At 70.5% G+C, this 17,571-nt stretch carries 13 protein-coding genes and 1 other RNA gene; 10 read left to right on the top strand and 4 right to left on the bottom strand.

Features of this window, described 5'->3' with window-relative positions:
• Positions 1–77 precede the first annotated feature (77 nt).
• The 3 genes from DEI92_RS04420 (at position 78) to rnpB (ending at position 2,150) form a co-directional block, all read left to right on the top strand.
• Positions 78–959, top strand: a complete 882-nt coding sequence (locus DEI92_RS04420) for a Nif3-like dinuclear metal center hexameric protein (RefSeq protein WP_111012515.1) — start codon at positions 78–80, stop codon at positions 957–959.
• Positions 956–1,690 carry a zinc ribbon domain-containing protein gene (locus tag DEI92_RS04415; RefSeq protein WP_111008777.1) on the top strand — a complete coding sequence of 245 codons (735 nt, stop codon included), beginning with the start codon at positions 956–958 and terminating at the stop codon, positions 1,688–1,690. The genes DEI92_RS04420 and DEI92_RS04415 overlap by 4 nt, the downstream gene beginning before the upstream one ends.
• 95 nt (positions 1,691–1,785) lie before the next feature.
• Positions 1,786–2,150: RNase P RNA component class A (gene rnpB, locus DEI92_RS04410), an RNA gene on the top strand.
• 152 nt (positions 2,151–2,302) lie between these two features.
• Here the strand turns inward: rnpB and ppgK are convergent.
• Positions 2,303–3,055, bottom strand: coding sequence for a polyphosphate--glucose phosphotransferase (gene ppgK / locus DEI92_RS04405; RefSeq protein WP_111008778.1), 753 nt, complete (start codon positions 3,053–3,055; stop codon positions 2,303–2,305).
• A 29-nt stretch (positions 3,056–3,084) separates the two neighbouring features.
• Positions 3,085–3,948 (bottom strand): type I methionyl aminopeptidase, encoded by an 864-nt coding sequence (map, locus tag DEI92_RS04400; RefSeq protein ID WP_111012514.1) that lies wholly within the window; start codon positions 3,946–3,948, stop codon positions 3,085–3,087.
• Between the two features lie 56 nt (positions 3,949–4,004).
• Here map and DEI92_RS04395 point away from each other — a divergent pair, with 56 nt between their 5' ends.
• Together DEI92_RS04395 and DEI92_RS16455 are read left to right on the top strand one after the other, a co-directional pair.
• Positions 4,005–4,190, top strand: a complete 186-nt coding sequence (locus DEI92_RS04395; protein WP_111012513.1) for an SPOR domain-containing protein — start codon at positions 4,005–4,007, stop codon at positions 4,188–4,190.
• 201 nt (positions 4,191–4,391) lie between these two features.
• Positions 4,392–4,550, top strand: a complete 159-nt coding sequence (locus tag DEI92_RS16455) for a hypothetical protein (RefSeq protein WP_181434642.1) — start codon at positions 4,392–4,394, stop codon at positions 4,548–4,550.
• A gap of 69 nt (positions 4,551–4,619) precedes the next feature.
• Here the strand turns inward: DEI92_RS16455 and DEI92_RS04390 are convergent, their stop codons facing one another.
• Positions 4,620–6,383 (bottom strand): NAD+ synthase, encoded by a 1,764-nt coding sequence (locus DEI92_RS04390; RefSeq protein WP_111012836.1) that lies wholly within the window; start codon positions 6,381–6,383, stop codon positions 4,620–4,622.
• A gap of 38 nt (positions 6,384–6,421) precedes the next feature.
• Between DEI92_RS04390 and DEI92_RS04385 the strand changes: the two genes are divergently transcribed.
• The 5 genes from DEI92_RS04385 to DEI92_RS04365 all read left to right on the top strand — a co-directional run bounded on the left by DEI92_RS04385 (position 6,422) and on the right by DEI92_RS04365 (position 15,900).
• Positions 6,422–7,759, top strand: a complete 1,338-nt coding sequence (locus tag DEI92_RS04385; protein ID WP_111008781.1) for a glutamine synthetase family protein — start codon at positions 6,422–6,424, stop codon at positions 7,757–7,759.
• 77 nt (positions 7,760–7,836) lie between these two features.
• A complete protein-coding gene (locus DEI92_RS04380; RefSeq protein WP_111012512.1) occupies positions 7,837–10,797 on the top strand; it encodes a bifunctional [glutamine synthetase] adenylyltransferase/[glutamine synthetase]-adenylyl-L-tyrosine phosphorylase in 2,961 nt (986 codons plus the stop codon).
• Between the two features lie 564 nt (positions 10,798–11,361).
• Positions 11,362–12,939: a glycosyltransferase gene (locus DEI92_RS04375; protein ID WP_111012511.1), complete on the top strand. Its 1,578-nt coding sequence runs from the start codon at positions 11,362–11,364 to the stop codon at positions 12,937–12,939.
• Positions 12,932–14,470, top strand: coding sequence for a glycoside hydrolase family 26 protein (locus DEI92_RS04370; RefSeq protein ID WP_111012510.1), 1,539 nt, complete (start codon positions 12,932–12,934; stop codon positions 14,468–14,470). The genes DEI92_RS04375 and DEI92_RS04370 overlap by 8 nt, the downstream gene beginning before the upstream one ends.
• Positions 14,467–15,900: a UDP-glucose/GDP-mannose dehydrogenase family protein gene (locus tag DEI92_RS04365; RefSeq protein ID WP_111008785.1), complete on the top strand. Its 1,434-nt coding sequence runs from the start codon at positions 14,467–14,469 to the stop codon at positions 15,898–15,900. The genes DEI92_RS04370 and DEI92_RS04365 overlap by 4 nt, the downstream gene beginning before the upstream one ends.
• A gap of 218 nt (positions 15,901–16,118) precedes the next feature.
• Here DEI92_RS04365 and glnA read toward each other — a convergent pair whose 3' ends face one another.
• On the bottom strand, positions 16,119–17,543 hold the full coding sequence (gene glnA, locus DEI92_RS04360; protein WP_111008786.1) for a type I glutamate--ammonia ligase: 1,425 nt from the start codon (positions 17,541–17,543) through the stop codon (positions 16,119–16,121).
• Positions 17,544–17,571 lie beyond the last annotated feature (28 nt).

The raw sequence follows: 17,571 nt of genomic DNA, 5'->3' as shown, positions 1-17,571 counted from the left end.
TCCTGCCGCGGGGGGCTGTCCTGCCGCTCGGGGCTGACGTGCCGCTCGGGGCCGACGGCCCTCGGTAGACTGGGCCGATGCCGACCCTCCGCGCCGTCCTCGCCGCCGCCGAGGCCCTCTGGCCCGCCGACGGCGCCGAGTCGTGGGACGCCGTCGGCCTCGTGTCGGGGGATCCCGATGCCGAGGTCCGTCACGTGCACCTCACCGTCGACGCCGTTCCCGAGGTCGCGCGAGAGGCCGTCGCGCTCGGCGCCGATCTGCTCGTCGCGCACCACCCGTTGCTCCTGCGTGGTGTGACCACGATCGCCGAGACCACGTACAAGGGGTCCGTCCTCGCCACCCTCGTGCGCGGCGGCTGCGCGCTCCTCGCCGCGCACACGAACGCCGACGTCGTGACGACCGGGACCTCCGCGGTGCTCGCCGACCGCCTCGGCCTCGTCGAGCAGCGCCCGATCGAACCGGGCACCCGACCGGGGACCGGGATCGGCCGGGTGGGCGTCCTCGCCGCCCCGATGACGCTCGGGGCGCTCGCGCGGCACCTCGTCGACGTCCTGCCCGCGACGGCGTCGGGTGTCCGCGTGTCGGGCGAGCACGACCGCCCGGTCCGGACCGTCGCACTCTGCGCGGGTGCCGGCGACTCCCTGCTCGGTGCTCCCGAGGTCCTCGCCGCCGACGTCTACGTCACGAGCGACCTCCGGCACCATCCCGCGTCGGAGTTCCGGGAGCGCGCGATGCTGTCGGACGGTCCGGCACTCGTCGACACGTCGCACTGGGCCACGGAGTGGCTCTGGCTCGACGTCGCCGCCGCGCAGCTCGCCGACGCCACGGGCGTCCGGGTGACCGTGAGCGACATCCGAACCGACCCCTGGGACTTCGCCGTCCTCCCGTCGTCCGCCCCGCATGCCGACGGGACCGACGAGGGGCCCCAGCCGACCGACCCGGAAGGAGCCGCCGCGTGAAGGCAGCCCCGGAGGCACAACTCCTCCTCCTCGATCTCCAGCGCATCGACAACGACGTGACCCGTATCGGCCACCGCATCACCGGACTCCGCAAGGGGGAGCACCTCGCGGAGCTCGGGCGGCGGGCGGCGGTGCTCCGCAGCGACCTCGCCGCGGCGACCGGCAGCGTGGAGGACGCCGAGCGCGAGCTCGCACGCCTCGAGTCCGACACCGCGACGGCGCAGGCCCGCATCGACCGCGACACCACCTTGCTCCAGGCGGCGAAGAACGCGAAGGACGCCGCCGGGCTCGAGAGCGAACTCGCCAGCCTCACCCGGCGCATCAACGACCTCGAGACCACGGAGCTCGAGGTCATGGAACGGCTCGAGGTCGCGCAGGCCCGCCTCGGCGACGTCCAGGCGCAGCTCGCCGAGATCGACGGCGAGCACGACCGGCTGCTCCACGAGCGGGAGGCCCAGGTGGCCTCGCTCGAGCAAGACCTCGGTCACGTGCGGGCGAACCGCGAGACCGTCGCCGCGCGCGTCCCCGCGGACCTCCTCGCGCTGTACGAGCGGCAGCGGGCGCGGTACGGCTTCGGCGCGAGTCTGCTCCAGGGTGGGGTCTCGACCGCGTCCGGTGTGTCGCTCACGGCCTCGGACCTCCAGACCGTCCGCGCGGCCGCGCCGGACGAGGTCCTGCTCTGCCCGGACAGTGACGCGATCCTCGTGCGGACGGCCGAGTCCGGGCTCTGACCGCCCGGTGCGATCGCCGCGGTGGCCGTGCTGAGGGCCGTCCGAGCGGCGACGACTGCGATCTCGGCGATCGGGCCGGTAAGGTGGACGCGCGAATGGGTCGGTGAGACGGTCGCGTCACCCCTCGGGGTGCCGAGGAACGTCCGGGCTCCACAGAGCAGGGCGGTGGGCAACACCCACCCGGGGCAACCCGCGAGACAGTGCCACAGAGAACAGACCGCCGTCGGGGCGACCCGGCGGTGAGGGTGAAACGGTGGTGTAAGAGACCACCAGGGATCCGGGTGACCGGATCTGCTCGGTAAACCTCGCCCGGAGCAAGGTCAGACAGAGGACGACGAAGCTGCTCGCTGAGTCCTCGGGTGGACCGCTGGAGGCCGACGGCGACGTCGGTCCGAGATAGATGGCCGTCACCGCCGCGCGAGCGGCGGGACAGAACCCGGCGTACGGCCGGCCCATTCGCACCGACGTCGTCAACGGCGGACGAACCGGTACCTTCCGGTTGAACACCGGCATGCCGCGGTTCCGCCGGAAGCAACCGGTTCAACGGGGCGGGACGAGGCAGGACCGACGGACGGGAGGGGCGGTGCCAGGCGGCGCCGCCCCTCCCGACCGTCACTCCTTGCTGTCCGCCGCCAGCTTGGCGGCCCCGATGATCCCCGCGTTGTTGCGGAGCGTCGCGGGGATGATCTTCGCCTGGAGGTCGAGCAGGGGCAGGAACTCCTCGTGCTGCTTCGAGATGCCGCCGCCGACGACGAACAGCTCGGGGGACAGGTACGCCTCGAGGTGGGAGTAGTACTTCTGCAGGCGCTTGGCCCAGTGTTTCCAGGAGAGGTCGTCGCGCTCCTTCGCCGCGTACGACGCCTTCGTCTCGTAGTCGACCCCGTCGATCTCGATGTGGCCGAGCTCGGCGTTGACGATGAGCACCCCGTCGTTGATGAGGGCCGTGCCGATGCCGGTGCCGAGCGTCGTCATGATGACGAGGCCGTCGACGCCCTTCGCCGCACCGAACTGCTGCTCGGCGAACCCCGCTGCGTCGGCGTCGTTGACGAAGTGGATCTGCCGCCCGAGCCGCTTCTCGAACAGCTCCTCGGCCGGGAAGCCGATCCACTTCTTCGACACGTTGGCCGCGGACATGGTCCGGCCGTCCTTCACCACGGCGGGGAAACAGATGCCGATCGGCTCGTCGTTCGTCATGCCGAGCTCGTTGATGATCTCGACGACGACCTCGGCGATGTCGTCCGGCTTGCCGCCCTCGGGCGTGGCCTTCTTGATCCGGTCGCTCGTGAGCGCGCCGGACTCGACGTCGACGATCGCGCCCTTGATGCCGGTTCCGCCGATGTCGACGCCGACCGCGAGTTGTGCCATGGGGGGAGTGCCTTCCGGTGCTGGTGGGTTCAGGAAACGGTGAGGAGCTCGGCGCCGCGTTCGGTGACGACGAGGGTCTGTTCGAACTGTGCCGTCCAGGACTTGTCGCGGGTCGAGACCGTCCAGTCGTCCGGCCAGATGTCCGCGTCGATGCCACCGAGGGTGAGCATCGGTTCGATCGTGAACACCATGCCGGGCTCGATGACGGTGTCGTACTGCGGGGCGTCGTAGTGGGGGATGATGAGCCCGGAGTGGAACGCCCGCCCGACGCCGTGGCCGGTGTAGTCACGGACGACGCCGTACCCGAACCGCTTGGCGTAGGACTCGATCGCCCGCCCGATGACGTTCACCTGGCGTCCGGGAGCGACGGCGCGGATGCCACGGCGCATGGCTTCCTCGGTCCGCGTGACGAGGTCCTGGACCTCCTGGCTCGCGGTGCCGACGACGAAGGTCCGGTTCGTGTCCCCGTGGACGCCGTCCTTGTACGCCGTGATGTCGATGTTCACGATGTCGCCGTCCTGCAGCACCGTGTCGTCCGGGATGCCGTGGCAGATGACCTCGTTGACGCTGGAGCAGAGCGACTTCGGGAACCCGCGGTAGCCGAGCGTCGACGGGTAGGCGCCGCTCGCGACGATGAACTCGTGGCCGACCCGGTCGAGCTCGTCGGTGGTCACCCCCGGGCGGATGGCGGCGGCGACCGCGTCGATCGCCTGCGACGCGATGCGGCCCGCGGTCCGGATCCGCTCGACCTCGTCGGGCGTGTACGTGTCGCCCAGGCCGTGCTCGTGCGGTTCGACGTGGCCCACGTACTCCGGTCGGGCGATGTCCGCGGGGACGGGGCGGGTGGGACTGATGCGGCCGGCAGTGAGGTGTCCGTGTTCGTCCCGGGGCATGCTGCCGAGTCTATCCGGCGGTCACCGGCCCGATCCTCGCGCGTACGCTCGCGGTCATGAGCGACGAACGGATCGAGTCCCAGTTCTGGTTCAACACCACCACGCACCAGGTCGAACAGGGCATGCAGTCCCCGAACCGGGACCGCATCGGGCCCTTCGACACGCGCGAGGAGGCGCAGGCGGCACTCGAGCGTGTCCGTGCGAACAACGCACGGTGGGACCAGGAGGACGCGCAGGGCTGACCGTCCCGCCGCCGCCGCGCCGATGTCCGGTTCGCGCGAGCGGAGGTCCGATGTGCGCAGGACCTCGTCCGGCTCGCGCCGTCCGATCGCGTCGCGACCCCGCCGGACGTAGCGTCGGAACGGGCGGGGAGGCTGACCACGGCGACCCACCGATGCCAGCATCCGGTCCGGTGTCCTCGCTCCGTCGAGAGGAGGCACCAGATGAGCCTGTACGAGTCCCAGTCCGGCGTGGAGCCGGCCCGCATCGCCACCTACCGCCGGCTCCGGCAGCAGTGGCGCCGCGGCACGCTGACGAGCAGCGGCGGCCCACGGTACGAGGACTTCTTCAGCGACGACGCGTCGTCGCTGGTCGATCGCTAGCCGACACGAGGAACGGCCCGGCACCCATGGGGTGCCGGGCCGTTCGTCATCCGGCCGGGAGGCCCGGCCTCAGCGGTACTGCTGCGGCCGGTACGTGATCGGCAGACGACGGTCGCGTCCGAACGCCATGCCCGAGATCTTCGGGCCGATGGCACCCTGCCGGCGCTTCCACTCGGAGCGGTCGACCAGCCGGGTCACCTCGGCCACCGTGTCGGGGTCGTGACCCTCCGCCACGATGTCGGCGGCACCCAGGGCCCGGGTGATGTACCCGTCCAGGATGCTGTCGAGCACCTCGTACGGCGGGAGCGAGTCCTCGTCCTTCTGGTCGGGACGGAGCTCGGCCGATGGCGGTTTGGTGATCGAGTTCTCGGGGATCGGCTCGGTCTCGCCCCGTCCCGCGGCGAACCGGTTGCGCCACGTGGCGAGTTCCCACACGAGGGTCTTGGGGACGTCCTTGATCGGTGCGAAGCCGCCGACCGAGTCACCGTAGATGGTGGAGTACCCGACCGACAGCTCGGTCTTGTTCCCGGTCGTGAGCACCAGGTGACCATCGAGGTTCGACAGCCCCATGAGCACGAGCGCCCGGGCCCGGGCCTGGATGTTCTCCGCGGCGAGCCCGGTCAGGTGGAGCTGGTCCTCGAAGGGGCGTACGAGGTCGGCGATCGCCTCGGTCCGGTAGTGCAGACCGAGGCGTTCGGCGACGTCGTCGGCGTCCGACCGGGAGTGCTCGGACGACCACTGCGACGGCATCGAGACGCCGTACACGCGGTCGGGGCCGAGGGCGTCGACCGCGATCGCCGCGCACACCGCCGAGTCGATCCCACCGGACAGGCCGAGGACGACCGAACGGAAGCCGTTCTTCTCGACGTAGTCGCGGGTGCCGAGGACGAGCGCGTTCCAGATCTCCTCGAGGTCGTCACGGGGTTCGGCGACGTCGCGGGGGAGTGCCGGGCGTTGGCCGTCCAGCGCCATGCTCCCGGGGGTGGTGTCCGGGGTGTCGAGGAGGACCCGGTGGACGTCCTCGGTCACGACCGGGTCGGTCGCCGGCGCGGGGTCGAGGTCGACGAGGAGCAGGTGCTCCCGGAACTGCGGGGCGCGGGCGAGGACCGTCCCCGCTTCGTCGACGACGAGGCTGTCCCCGTCGAAGACCAGGTCGTCCTGGCCGCCCACGATGTTGACGTAGGCGACGATCGTGTCGGACTCCGTGGCCCGCCGGGTGACGAGCGGGAGGCGGACCTCGTCCTTGTCCGCGATCCACGGGGAGGCGTTGACGACGAGGAGCAAGCCGGCGTCGGCGGCGAGCACCCGGGCGACCGGACCGCCCTCGCGCCACAGGTCCTCGCAGATGATGATCGCGACGTCGACGTCGGCGATGCGCGCGACGAGCAGGTCGTCGCCCGGGATGAACACCCGGTACTCGTCGAACACCGAGTAGTTCGGCAGGTGGTACTTGGCGGTCGTGGCGATGACCCGCCCGTGCTGGAGCACGCTCGCGCAGTTCTGGGCGATGGCGCTCGGCGCGGTGGTGACGTCCACCGAGCGGGGCTCGAACGGGCCGTCCGGGTGGCCGACGACGACGGCGACGTCCCCGAGGCCCTGGTCGGCGAGCCGGCGTGCGAGGGTCTCCACGGCCTCCCGGGCGGCGCGGAGGAACGACGGGCGCGAGGCGAGGTCCTCGATGGGGTACCCGGAGATCGCCATCTCGCCGAAGGCGACGAGGTCCGCGCCCTGCTCGGCGGCCGATCGCGTGGCCGTGATGATGCCTGCCGCGTTGCGCTCGAACGCCCCGACGACAGGGTTGGTCTGTGCGAGCGCCAAGCGGAGTCGGGGCATGGCCACTACCCTAGTGACGACCATCAGAAAGGGCGTGCATGGACAAGCAGACGGACTTCGTGCTCCGCACCATCGAGGAGCGCGGCATCAAGTTCATCCGACTCTGGTTCACCGACGTCATCGGCACGCTCAAGTCCGTCGCGATCGCCCCCGCCGAGGTCGAGGGTGCGTTCGCCGAGGGCATCGGGTTCGACGGCTCCGCGATCGAGGGCCTCACCCGCTCGTACGAGGCCGACGTGCTCGCGCACCCGGACCCCTCGACGTTCCAGATCCTGCCCTGGCGCGGCGAGGTCGACCCGACCGCCCGCATGTTCTGCGACATCACGACCCCGGACGGGCAGCCCGCGGTGGCCGACCCGCGCAACGTCCTCAAGCGCACGCTCGCACGTGCCGGCGAGCGCGGCTTCACCTTCTACACGCACCCCGAGGTCGAGTTCTACCTGCTCAAGAGCCTGGCGCTCACCGACGGCCGCCCGGAGCCCGTCGACCAGGCCGGGTACTTCGACAACGTGCCCGGCGGCAGTGCCCACGACTTCCGGCGTCGTTCGGTGCGCATGCTCGAGGACCTCGGCATCTCGGTGGAGTTCTCCCACCACGAGGCCGGCCCGGGCCAGAACGAGATCGACCTCCGCTACGCGGACGCCCTGACGACCGCCGACAACATCATGACCTTCCGCACCGTCGTGAAAGAGGTCGCGATCGAGCAGGGCGTGTACGCCACGTTCATGCCGAAGCCGCTGTCGGGTCGGCCGGGTTCCGGCATGCACACGCACGTGTCGCTGTTCGAGGGCGACCAGAACGCCTTCTACGAGCCCGGTGGCGAGTACCAGCTGTCGACGATGGGCCGTCAGTTCATCGCGGGGCTGCTCCGACACGCGCCCGAGATCACCGCCGTCACGAACCAGTTCGTCAACTCGTACAAGCGCCTCTGGGGCGGTGACGAGGCTCCGTCCTTCGTGACGTGGGGGCACAACAACCGCTCGGCCCTCGTCCGCGTGCCCCTGTACAAGCCGAACAAGGGGCAGTCGAGCCGGGTCGAGTACCGGGCGATGGACTCCGCCGCCAACCCCTACCTCGCGTTCTCGCTGCTCCTCGCCGCGGGGCTCAAGGGCATCGAGGAGGGCTACGAGCTCCCCGCGGAGGCCGAGGACAACGTGTGGAGCCTCACGGACGCGGAACGCCGTGCGCTCGGCTACAACCAGTTGCCGGCGAGCCTCGACCACGCGCTGAGCCTCATGGAGGACTCGGAGCTCGTCGCCGAGACACTCGGCGAGCAAGTGTTCAACTTCGTGCTGCTCAACAAGCGGCAGGAGTGGAAGGCCTACCGCGACCAGGTGACGCCGTTCGAGCTCGAGACGAACCTCGAGCGGCTCTAGCCGGACCGGACCACGAGCGGGTCCGAGCGCACGGTGCTCCAGGCCCGGAACCACCGCCGAGCAGGACCAGGAACCGCATGAGCGACACGACGACGACGTCGCGGAGCGTGTTGGCGCGCCTCGGGTTCGCGGACCTCGGGACGGCACAGGAGCGGATCGCGGCCCTCGGCCGTCGGGTTCCCGTCGCCGAGGCCGCGTCGACCTGGGGGGCCACGGCCGACCCCGACGGCGCACTGCTCGCGGTCGAGCGGCTGCTCGACGCCGCGCCGGAGGCCGTCGCCCCCGTGCTCGCCGACCGAGCAGCCACCGAGCGCCTCATCCGCCTCGTCGGGGCGTCGGCGGGGCTGGCGGAGTTCCTCGTCCGCCGGCCCGGGGAGCTCGCCCTGCTGCTCGACCCCGTCGCACCGCCGGACGACGCCGACACCTACCGGCAGGCGCTCGAGCGGGCGGTCGACGGCGCGGTCGGCGAGGACGCCCGGGTCCGGCTCCGGGTGCGCTACCGCAGCCTCCTGGCCCGCATCGCGCTCCACGACGTCATGCGCCCAGACGCGACCGAGGCGTTCCCGGCCGTCGCCGCGGGACTCGCCGACCTCGCTGGCGCCGCCCTCGACGTCGCCGTCGCGATCGCCCGGCGCGAGGTCCCGTTCCCGGAGGGCGACGTCGCCGCGACTCCGCTCGCCGTGATCGGCATGGGCAAGGCCGGCGCCCGCGAGCTCAACTACGTCAGCGACGTCGACGTCATCTTCGTCACCGAGCCCACCGAGGGCGTCGGCACCGACCGCGCGGTCCGCATCGCGACGCGCATCGCGATCGCCGCGACGCACGTCATCACGGATCTCGCAGCGGAACCGCCCCTCTGGGAGGTCGACGCGAACCTCCGCCCCGAGGGCAAGGACGGCGCGCTCGTGCGGACGCTCGACTCGCACGTGGCGTACTACGCCCGGTGGGCCCGCGAGTGGGAGTTCCAGGCACTGCTCAAGGCGCGGCCGATCGCCGGTTCGCGCGACCTCGGCGAGCGGTACGTCGCGGCGGTCGCGCCGTTCGTGTGGGAGTCATCCGACCGGCCCGGCTTCGTGGAGTCCGTGCAGCGGATGCGCGAACGCGTCACGGCGGCGATCCCGGGCGACCAGGTGGACCGGCAGATCAAGCTCGGACCGGGTGGGCTGCGCGACGTCGAGTTCACGGTGCAACTCCTCCAGCTCGTGCACGGTCGCACGGACCCGACCGTCCGGCAGCGTGCGACGCTCGATGCGATGGCGGCCCTCACCGATGCCGGGTACGTCGGGCGTCCCGAGGCGGCGCGGTTCGGGCCGGACTACGCGTTCCTCCGGGTCCTCGAGCACCGCATCCAGCTCCGGGGGCTGCGTCGCACGCACCTCATGCCCGCCGACGAGTCCGACCTGCGCGTGTTGGCGCGGTCGACCGGGCTCGCGACGAGCGCCGAGCAGCTGCTCACCCGGTGGCGCTCGGTCAAGCGCGAGGTCCGCGGCCTGCACGAGCGGCTGTTCTACCGACCGCTGCTGTCGGCGGTCGCCGCGACGTCGGCGGACGGCATCGTGCTCACGAGCGACCAGGTGCGGCAGCGCCTCGCGGCGATCGGGTTCGTGGACCCGGACGGCGCGTTCGAGCACATCCGCGCGCTCACGCAGGGGGTGTCGCGACGGGCGACGATCCAGCGCACGCTCCTCCCGGTCCTCCTGCGGTGGATGGCCGAGGGTCCGGCACCGGACCGCGCCCTGCTCGCGTTCCGACGGCTCAGCGACGCGCTGGGGGAGTCGAACTGGTTCCTCCGCATGCTCCGTGACTCGGACGGCGCCGCCTACAGCCTCACCGTCGTGCTGTCGGAGTCCGCGTTCCTGGCCGGTCTGCTCGAGCGGACGCCCGAGGCCGCACGGTGGCTCGACGACCCCGACGAGCTCCTGCGACCGCGTCCACGTGCCGCGCTCGTCGCCGAGGCCGAGGCGACTGTCGCGCGCCACCCGACGGACGACGTGGGCGCCGCCGCGGTCCTCCGCGCTGCCCGTCGGCGCGAGACGCTCCGGCTCGGCATGGCCGCGGTCATCGGGCGGATCCGGGTCGAGGAACTCGGTGAGGCGCTGACGGACGTGTCCGAGGCCATGCTCACGGGCGCGCTCGAGCTCGCGCGCCGGGGGACCGCGCCGGGGCTCGAGTTCGGCGTCGTGGCGATGGGCCGGTTCGGCGGCCGCGAACTCGGCTTCGGCTCCGACGCCGACGTCCTGTACGTGTACCGCGCGGACGGCTGGGACCGCGAGGCCGCCGCACGTGCCGCCCGCCGCATCGTGACGCGCCTCGGGACCTGCACCGAGGACGCCCTGTTCCCCTTCGACCTCGACATCGGACTGCGCCCCGAGGGTGTGAACGGCCCGGTCGTCCGGACGCTCGAGTCGTACGCCGCGTACTACGCCCGCTGGTCCCTGACCTGGGAGGCGCAGGCGCTCCTCCGCGCCCGCGGTGCGGTCGGCGACGACGCACTGCTCCGGAACTTCGAGCACCTGGCCGACCTGACGCGGTACCCGGAACACCTCGACGACCGCGAGGTCCGCGAGGTCAAGCGCATCAAGGCGCGCGTGGAGTCGGAGCGGCTGCCTCGCGGCGCGGACCCCGCTCGGCACCTCAAGCTCGGGCGGGGATCACTCAGCGACGTCGAGTGGTTCGTACAGCTCCTCCAGCTCCGGCACGCACTCGCGATCCCCGGTCTCCGGACGACGTCGACCCTGCGGGCACTGCGCGCCGCCGAGCGCGCCGGGCTGGTCACGACGGACGACGCCGAGCGCCTGTCCGACGCGTGGCTCCTGGCATCGCGGGCCCGCAGCGCGCTGGTGCTCTGGACGGGCCGCACGACCGACGTGCTCCCCGTCGAGCGAGCCCAGCTCGAGGGCGTCGCACGGCTGCTCGGGTACCCGCACGGGTCGGCGTCGCAGCTCGAGGAGGACTACCTCGCGACGACGCGCCGCGCTCGGCAGGTGTTCGAGCGCGAGTTCTACGGAGGACCGGACCGGAGCCCCGTCGAGGGCTGACATTCCTGCGGACGAGAGCCGCCGGGCGACAGCCGGTGCTCCCGGGCCGGCAGACCACTCGGATCTGCGCCCGACACGCCCGAGATGCAGATCTCGCGGGTGATGCGCCCGACGATCACGGGTGATTTCGTGTTGGCGCGGATCGTCCCCCGACCTGGGAACGGTGTACCCCGGCGCTCAGGGACTGCGCGGCTCCGGCGCGGCGCCGCCCGCGGTTCGACGCAGTGGTCCCGGTCCGGCCCCCGGGCGACACCTGTCGAGGACGAAAACAGGCTGTGACCAGGGGATCATGCGAGACGGACCGAAGCGGCGAACGGCCGTTCCGGCGCTGGAACATCGGCTCGATGCGGAACCGTCGGTCCCCCTTCCTGCTGTCGGGCGGACGGCGGACATGTCGGGTAGGGCGAACGACCGACCCCGATGTACCCCGTAACGCGCGTGAAACACCCCCGGACGGGGGCCGCGTTGCGGACTCCGGCACGCTCTGTCAGAAATGAAGCACCCGAACTGACCCTGGTTCCCCGATGGCGCGGAATCCCACCTCGAACGCCGAAGCAGGGATCGATGTTCACTTTCATCCTCCAAATCCGCCAGATGGTCGATGGACACCCGGAGTTCTACTTGTTCACCGTGTACTCGGCGATCATCTGGCTCCTCTGGATCGCCAAGGTGGTGATCTCCGCCCGGTACCGGCCGTACACGGGCACGTTCACGGGGACGACGAGCGTCGTCGTCCCCGTCGTCGACGAGCCACTCGACCTCTTCCGCGACGTCATCGGCCGCATGGTCGAGCAGCGTCCGGGCGAGATCATCGTCGTCATCAACGGCGCGCCCAACGCGGGGCTCGTGCAGGTCTGCGAGGAATTCGCACCCCTCGTGACCTGGACGCACACCCCGATCCCCGGCAAGCGCAACGCCGTCAAGATCGGAACCGAGCTCTCGCGCGGTGACATCACGATCCTCGTCGACTCGGACACCGTCTGGACCCCCGGCACGCTCGACGAACTCGTCAAGCCGTTCGCCGACGAGTCCGTGGGCGGCGTCACGACGCGCCAGCGCATCCTCGAACCCGAGCGCAGCTGGATCACCCGCTGGGCCGACTGGCTCGAGAACTCCCGAGCCCTCTACTCGATGCCGGCGCAGAGCGTGCTCGGGCAGATCGGGTGCCTCCCGGGCCGGACGATCGCGTTCCGCCGCAGCATCCTCATGCGCGTCATGGAGAAGTTCATGACCGAGAAGTTCATGGGCGTGTTCCTCGAGGTGTCCGACGACCGGACGCTCACGAACCTCACGCTCAAGGAGGGCTACCGGACCGTCTACCAGTACACGTCACTCGTGTACACGGATGCGCCGCTCAAAGTGAAGAAGCTGTTCAAGCAGCAGCTCCGCTGGGCGCGTGGTTCGCAGTACAACACGCTGCGGATGCTCCCGTGGATGATCGGCCACGCCCCGATCCTCGCGCTGTTCTTCGTGACCGACATCATCCTGCCGTTCATGCTCTTCGGTGTCATCGCCGGCTGGGTGTACCGCGCGTTCACCGGTCAGGGCCAGAACCTCTACCAGGGCATCCTGCACCAGTACGGGTTCTCGACCGGCTTCGTCTACGTCGCCGCGCTCATGGTCGTCTCGAGCGTGCTCAGCATGGCGATCCGGCAGATGCGGCACCTCGCCGAGAAGCCGTCCGACTTCGTCCGCCTGCCGATGTTCATCATCGTCTCGACGTTCTTCCTCATGCCGATCCGGCTGCTCGGGTTCTTCCGCCTCGCGCACGCCTCGGGCTGGGGAACGCGCGCCGGTGCGTACGCGGGCGGACCGATGGAGACCGAGCCCGCCGTACCCGTCCCCGGCCACGACAGCACCCCGCCCGTCAGCCCCATCGACCGGGTCGACGAGGTCCGCTCCGAGGACGTCGACCGCGAGTTCGAGCAGATGTTCCAACTCGGCTCCTCGACCGGCGCCGACGCCACCAGCACCTCCACCTCCACCACCACCGTCCTCGCGACGCGTCGGGACACCGTCCGGGACGCCCGCATCTCGCGCAAGGCGGCGGCGACGCCCGCCAAGCGCGTCAACCCCTACGCGGTGATCCCGTACCTCATCGGTGTCGCGATCTTCGCCCTGGAGGCACTCACCATTGTCTGAATCCATCCGCCACTCCGGAAGCTGGTGGGCCCCGTCGAGCAAGCACGCCAAGCGCACCGCCGTCGGGACCACCGCCATCGTCGTCGCCCTCGCACTCATCACGTGGGCCGTCTGGATCTCGCCCGGCAACGTGGTCAGCACCGCCGTGCACCACGCGCTGGGCGTGAAGACCCAGGCCCAGAAGACCGCGGACGCCACAGCCGACGCGGCGAAGCTGCAGGCGAAGCTCACCGCCGCGCAGCACCGCATCTGGAAGCTCGAGGGGCAGCTCCAGTCCGCGAATGCCTCCGGCGCCTCTCGCGCCGAACGTCTCGCCTCCTTGCAGGCGCAGCTCAAGACCGCGTACGCCAAGCTCGGCACGGCCGAGTCGGCGGCGTCCGGTGGGACCACGACCGCGTCCGGATCGACGTCGGGCGGGTCCGGTTCCGCCAGCGCCTCCAACGGGTCCGGCGGGTCCGGTGCCGCCCCCGCGGCCGCCGGGAACCCGGCCAAGGCGTCGTCGACCTCGACGGCGCCCGTCGCGGCCCCGACGAAGGCCGAGGTCCTCGCGCAGACGTCCCGCTGGTTCGGCCTGTACACGGACCAGTCGCCCTTCAACTGGGCGACGTACGACGACACCGCCACCAAGATCGGGACCGCGCCGAACATGGCGGGGTACTTCCAGGGCTTCGACCAGGACTTCCGAGCCGACGCGGTGCAGCGCTCGTGGGCGAACGGCCGGCTCCCGATGCTCACGTGGGAGTCGCAGCCGAACGCCGCTGGCAACAACGCGCCGGACCAGTCCGCGTACAGCCTCTCGAACATCATCAAGGGTGACTTCGACGCGTACATCACGAAGTACGCCGAAGCGGTCAAGGCCAACGGTCAGCCGGTCGCGATCCGGTTCGACCACGAGATGAACGGCAACTGGTACCCCTGGTCCGAGGGCGTGAACGGGAACACCCGGGGTCAGTACGTCGCGGCGTGGCAGCACGTGTGGAAGATCTTCCAGACCACGGGAGCGAACGCCGACGCCATCTGGGTCTGGGCTCCGTCCCGCGTCGACGTGCTCCCGACCGAGAGCACCACGGCGTGGAACCACCGCACGATCGACTACACCAGGTCGCTGTACCCGGGCACGCAGTACGTCGACTGGGTCGGCATGAGTGGGTACTACCGCTCCGCGAGCTCTGACCCGACGTTCGACACCACGTTCGGTGCGACGCTCCAGCAGCTCCGGCAGATCGCGCCGGACAAGAAGATCCTGCTCGCCGAGATCGGCGCGACCGAGACCGGCGGCAGCATCGGCTCGGCCAACGCACCGAGCCAGAAGGCCGCGTGGATCACGTCGCTCTTCGACGCCCTGGCCGAACCGCAGAACAAGGACATCATCGGGTTCTCGTACTTCGACGAGACCGCGACGACGATCGCGGACGGCGTCCGCAGCACCAACGACTGGCGCATCGACTCGCGCTCCGACAGCCTCGCCGCGTTCACGGCGGGCATCGCACGCACCGACATCGACTACGACCTGCAGGAGGTCAGCAAGTGACGAACAGCAACAGCGAGCACGCCGCCACCGGGCTCGACACCCGCCCGGCGCCCCGGATCAGCGTCATCGGGACCGGGTACCTCGGTGCGACGCACGCCGCGGCCATGGCCGAGATGGGGTTCGACACCATCGGCGTGGACGTCGATCCGTCGAAGCTCGCGGCCCTCGCCGCGGGCGAGGTCCCGTTCTACGAGCCCGGGCTCCCCGAACTCATCACCAAGCACGTCGCGAGCGGCAAGCTCCGCTTCACGGCGGACCTCGCCGAGGCAGTCGCGTCGAGCGATGTGCACTTCATCTGCGTCGGCACGCCCCAGCGAGCGGGTAGCCACGCGGCGAACCTCAGCTACGTCGAGAGCGCCACCCGGTCCGTCGCGGAGCACCTGACGCACCCGGGCCTCATCGTGGGCAAGTCGACGGTCCCGGTCGGTACGGCGGCACGGCTGCGCTCCCTCGTCGCCGAGTTCTCGCCCGCCGGCATCGACGTCGAGCTCATCTGGAACCCCGAGTTCCTCCGCGAGGGCAAGGCGGTCGAGGACACGCTGCACCCGGACCGCCTGGTCTGGGGCGGTGCCTCCGCGGCGGCGGACGCCGTCATCCGCGAGGTCTACGCCGCACCGATCGCCGAGGGCACGCCCGTCATCGCGACGGACCTGCCGACCGCCGAGCTCGTCAAGGTGAGCGCGAACGCGTTCCTCGCCACGAAGATCTCGTTCATCAACGCGATCTCGGAGCTGTGCGACATCGCCGGCGCGGACGTCACGACGCTCGCCGACGCCCTCGGGCACGACGTGCGCATCGGTCGTAAGTTCCTGAACGCGGGCCTCGGCTTCGGCGGTGGCTGCCTGCCGAAGGACATCCGTGCGCTCATGCACCGCTCGTCCGAACTCGGCGCGAACCGGGTGGTTGGCCTCATGCAGCAGGTCGACGAGATCAACATGGGCCAGCGCCAGCGCGTCATCGACATGGCGATCGAGGCGGCCCAGGGCTCGGTGCTCAACCGGCGCATCGCCGTCATCGGCGCCGCGTTCAAGCCGCTCACCGACGACGTACGCGACTCCCCGGCGCTCAACGTCGCCGCGGCCCTGCACCTCCGCGGCGCGCAGGTCTCGCTCTGGGACCCGGAGGCCATGGAGACCGCCAAGCGCAGCTTCCCGACGCTCACCTACGCGGAGAGCATGGAGGCCGCGGTCGAGGGTGCCGACATGGTGCTCGTCCTCACCGAGTGGGACGACATCGTGCAGGCCGACCCGTCGAGCCTCCGTGCGCTCGTCGGTCGCGCCATCGTGATCGACGCGCGCAACTGCATCCCGGTCACCGACTGGGTCAAGGCGGGGTGGTCCGTCCGATCCCTGGGCCGGACCGCCTCGGTCGCGGGTGCACCCGTGAGCATCGCCGCTGGGACGAACGACTTGATGGCCACGAGTCGCTAGCCCCGCGGGGAACCGGAGGGCCCGTGTCGGCGGACACGGGCCCTTCGCCGTTCCCGCACACGGCCGGGAGGTCCGTCCCGCGTCGCGCGCTGCGGTGACGCTCGCGGGCGGCCCGGCCCGTGCCTCCCAATCCGTGTCTCCCGGCCGTCCTCCGTGGTGACGAGACGACGAGAGGCCCGCACCCTGCCGGGTGCGGGCCTCTCGCGAGCGGCTGCGACTCAGACGCCGAAGTACATCTCGTACTCGAACGGGTGCGGGCGCTGCGCGTACGGGAGGATCTCCTTCTCGTACTTGTAGTCGATCCAGGTGCGGATGAGGTCCTCGGTGAAGACGTTGCCCTTCGTGAGGAACTCGTGGTCGGCCTCGAGCGCGGCGAGGGCCTCCTGGAGCGACGACGGCACCTGCGGGATGCCCTTGGCTTCCTCGGGCGGGAGCTCGTAGAGGTCCTTGTCGACCGGCTCGTGCGGCTCGATGCGGTTCTGGATGCCGTCGAGCCCGGCCATCATCTGCGCGGCGAACGCGAGGTAGGGGTTTCCCGAGGCATCCGGTGCACGGAACTCGATGCGCTTCGCCTTCGGGTTCGTGCCCGTGATCGGGATGCGGATGGACGCCGACCGGTTGCCCGCCGAGTACACGAGGTTGACGGGGGCCTCGAAGCCCGGGATGAGCCGGTGGTACGAGTTGATCGTCGGGTTCGTGAAGGCCAGGACCGCCGGGGCGTGCTTGAGCAGGCCGCCGATGTACCAGCGGGCGATGTCCGACAGGCCCCCGTAGCCGTTCTCGTCGTAGAACAGCGGCGAGCCGTCGCTCCACAGCGACTGGTGTGTGTGCATGCCCGAGCCGTTGTCACCGAACAGCGGCTTCGGCATGAAGGTCGCGACCTTGCCCCACTGCTCCGCGGTGTTCTTGACGATGTACTTGAACTTCAGGATGTCGTCGGCCGCGTGCACCATCGTGTCGAAGCGGTAGTTGATCTCCTGCTGCCCGCCCGTGCCGACCTCGTGGTGGGCGCGCTCGAGCACGAGGCCCGAGTCGATGAGCTTGAGCGAGATGTCGTCACGCAGGTCGGCGGTCTTGTCGACCGGCGACACCGGGAAGTACCCGCCCTTGTACGCGGTCTTGTTCGCGAGGTTCCCGCCCTCTTCGCGACGACCGCTGTTCCAGGCGCCCTCTTCGCTGTCCACCTCGTAGAAGCTGCTGTTCTGCTTCACCTCGTAGCGGACGTCGTCGAAGATGTAGAACTCGGCCTCGGGGGCGAAGAACGCGGTGTCCGCGATGCCCGTGGACGCGAGGTACTTCTCCGCCTTCTTGGCGACCTGACGCGGGTCACGGGCGTAGATCTCGCCGTTCCGCGGGTTGTAGATGTCGAAGACCATGATCAGCGTCCGCTCGGCCCGGAACGGGTCGATGTAGGCCGTCGTCACGTCGGGGATGAGCTGCATGTCCGACTCGTGGATCGAGGCGAACCCGCGGATCGACGAACCGTCGAAGAGCTGCCCGACGGCGAAGAAGTCCTCGTCGACCGTGGAGGCGGGGATGTTGAAGTGCTGCTGGACACCGGGCAGATCCGTGAAGCGGATGTCGAGGAACTTGACATCCGTGTCCTTGATGAACGCGAGCACCTCGGAGGAATCACTGAACATGTGAGTCGTTCTCCAATGGTTGGTGATG

Origin of the sequence: Curtobacterium sp. MCBD17_034 (assembly GCF_003234515.1) — a bacterium.
Taxonomy (GTDB): Bacteria; Actinomycetota; Actinomycetes; order Actinomycetales; family Microbacteriaceae; genus Curtobacterium.
Note: the sequence above shows the minus strand (reverse complement) of the source record. Positions and strands in the feature narration are given on the sequence as shown.

Coding starts and splice junctions, on each gene's coding strand:
- DEI92_RS04395 (WP_111012513.1), top strand. CDS start 4,005: ATGAGCGACGAACGGATCGAGTCCCAGTTCTGGTTCAACACCACCACG.
- map (WP_111012514.1), bottom strand. CDS start 3,948: ATGCCCCGGGACGAACACGGACACCTCACTGCCGGCCGCATCAGTCCC.
- ppgK (WP_111008778.1), bottom strand. CDS start 3,055: ATGGCACAACTCGCGGTCGGCGTCGACATCGGCGGAACCGGCATCAAG.
- DEI92_RS04420 (WP_111012515.1), top strand. CDS start 78: ATGCCGACCCTCCGCGCCGTCCTCGCCGCCGCCGAGGCCCTCTGGCCC.
- DEI92_RS04390 (WP_111012836.1), bottom strand. CDS start 6,383: ATGCCCCGACTCCGCTTGGCGCTCGCACAGACCAACCCTGTCGTCGGG.
- DEI92_RS04385 (WP_111008781.1), top strand. CDS start 6,422: ATGGACAAGCAGACGGACTTCGTGCTCCGCACCATCGAGGAGCGCGGC.
- DEI92_RS04375 (WP_111012511.1), top strand. CDS start 11,362: ATGTTCACTTTCATCCTCCAAATCCGCCAGATGGTCGATGGACACCCG.
- DEI92_RS16455 (WP_181434642.1), top strand. CDS start 4,392: ATGAGCCTGTACGAGTCCCAGTCCGGCGTGGAGCCGGCCCGCATCGCC.
- DEI92_RS04380 (WP_111012512.1), top strand. CDS start 7,837: ATGAGCGACACGACGACGACGTCGCGGAGCGTGTTGGCGCGCCTCGGG.
- glnA (WP_111008786.1), bottom strand. CDS start 17,543: ATGTTCAGTGATTCCTCCGAGGTGCTCGCGTTCATCAAGGACACGGAT.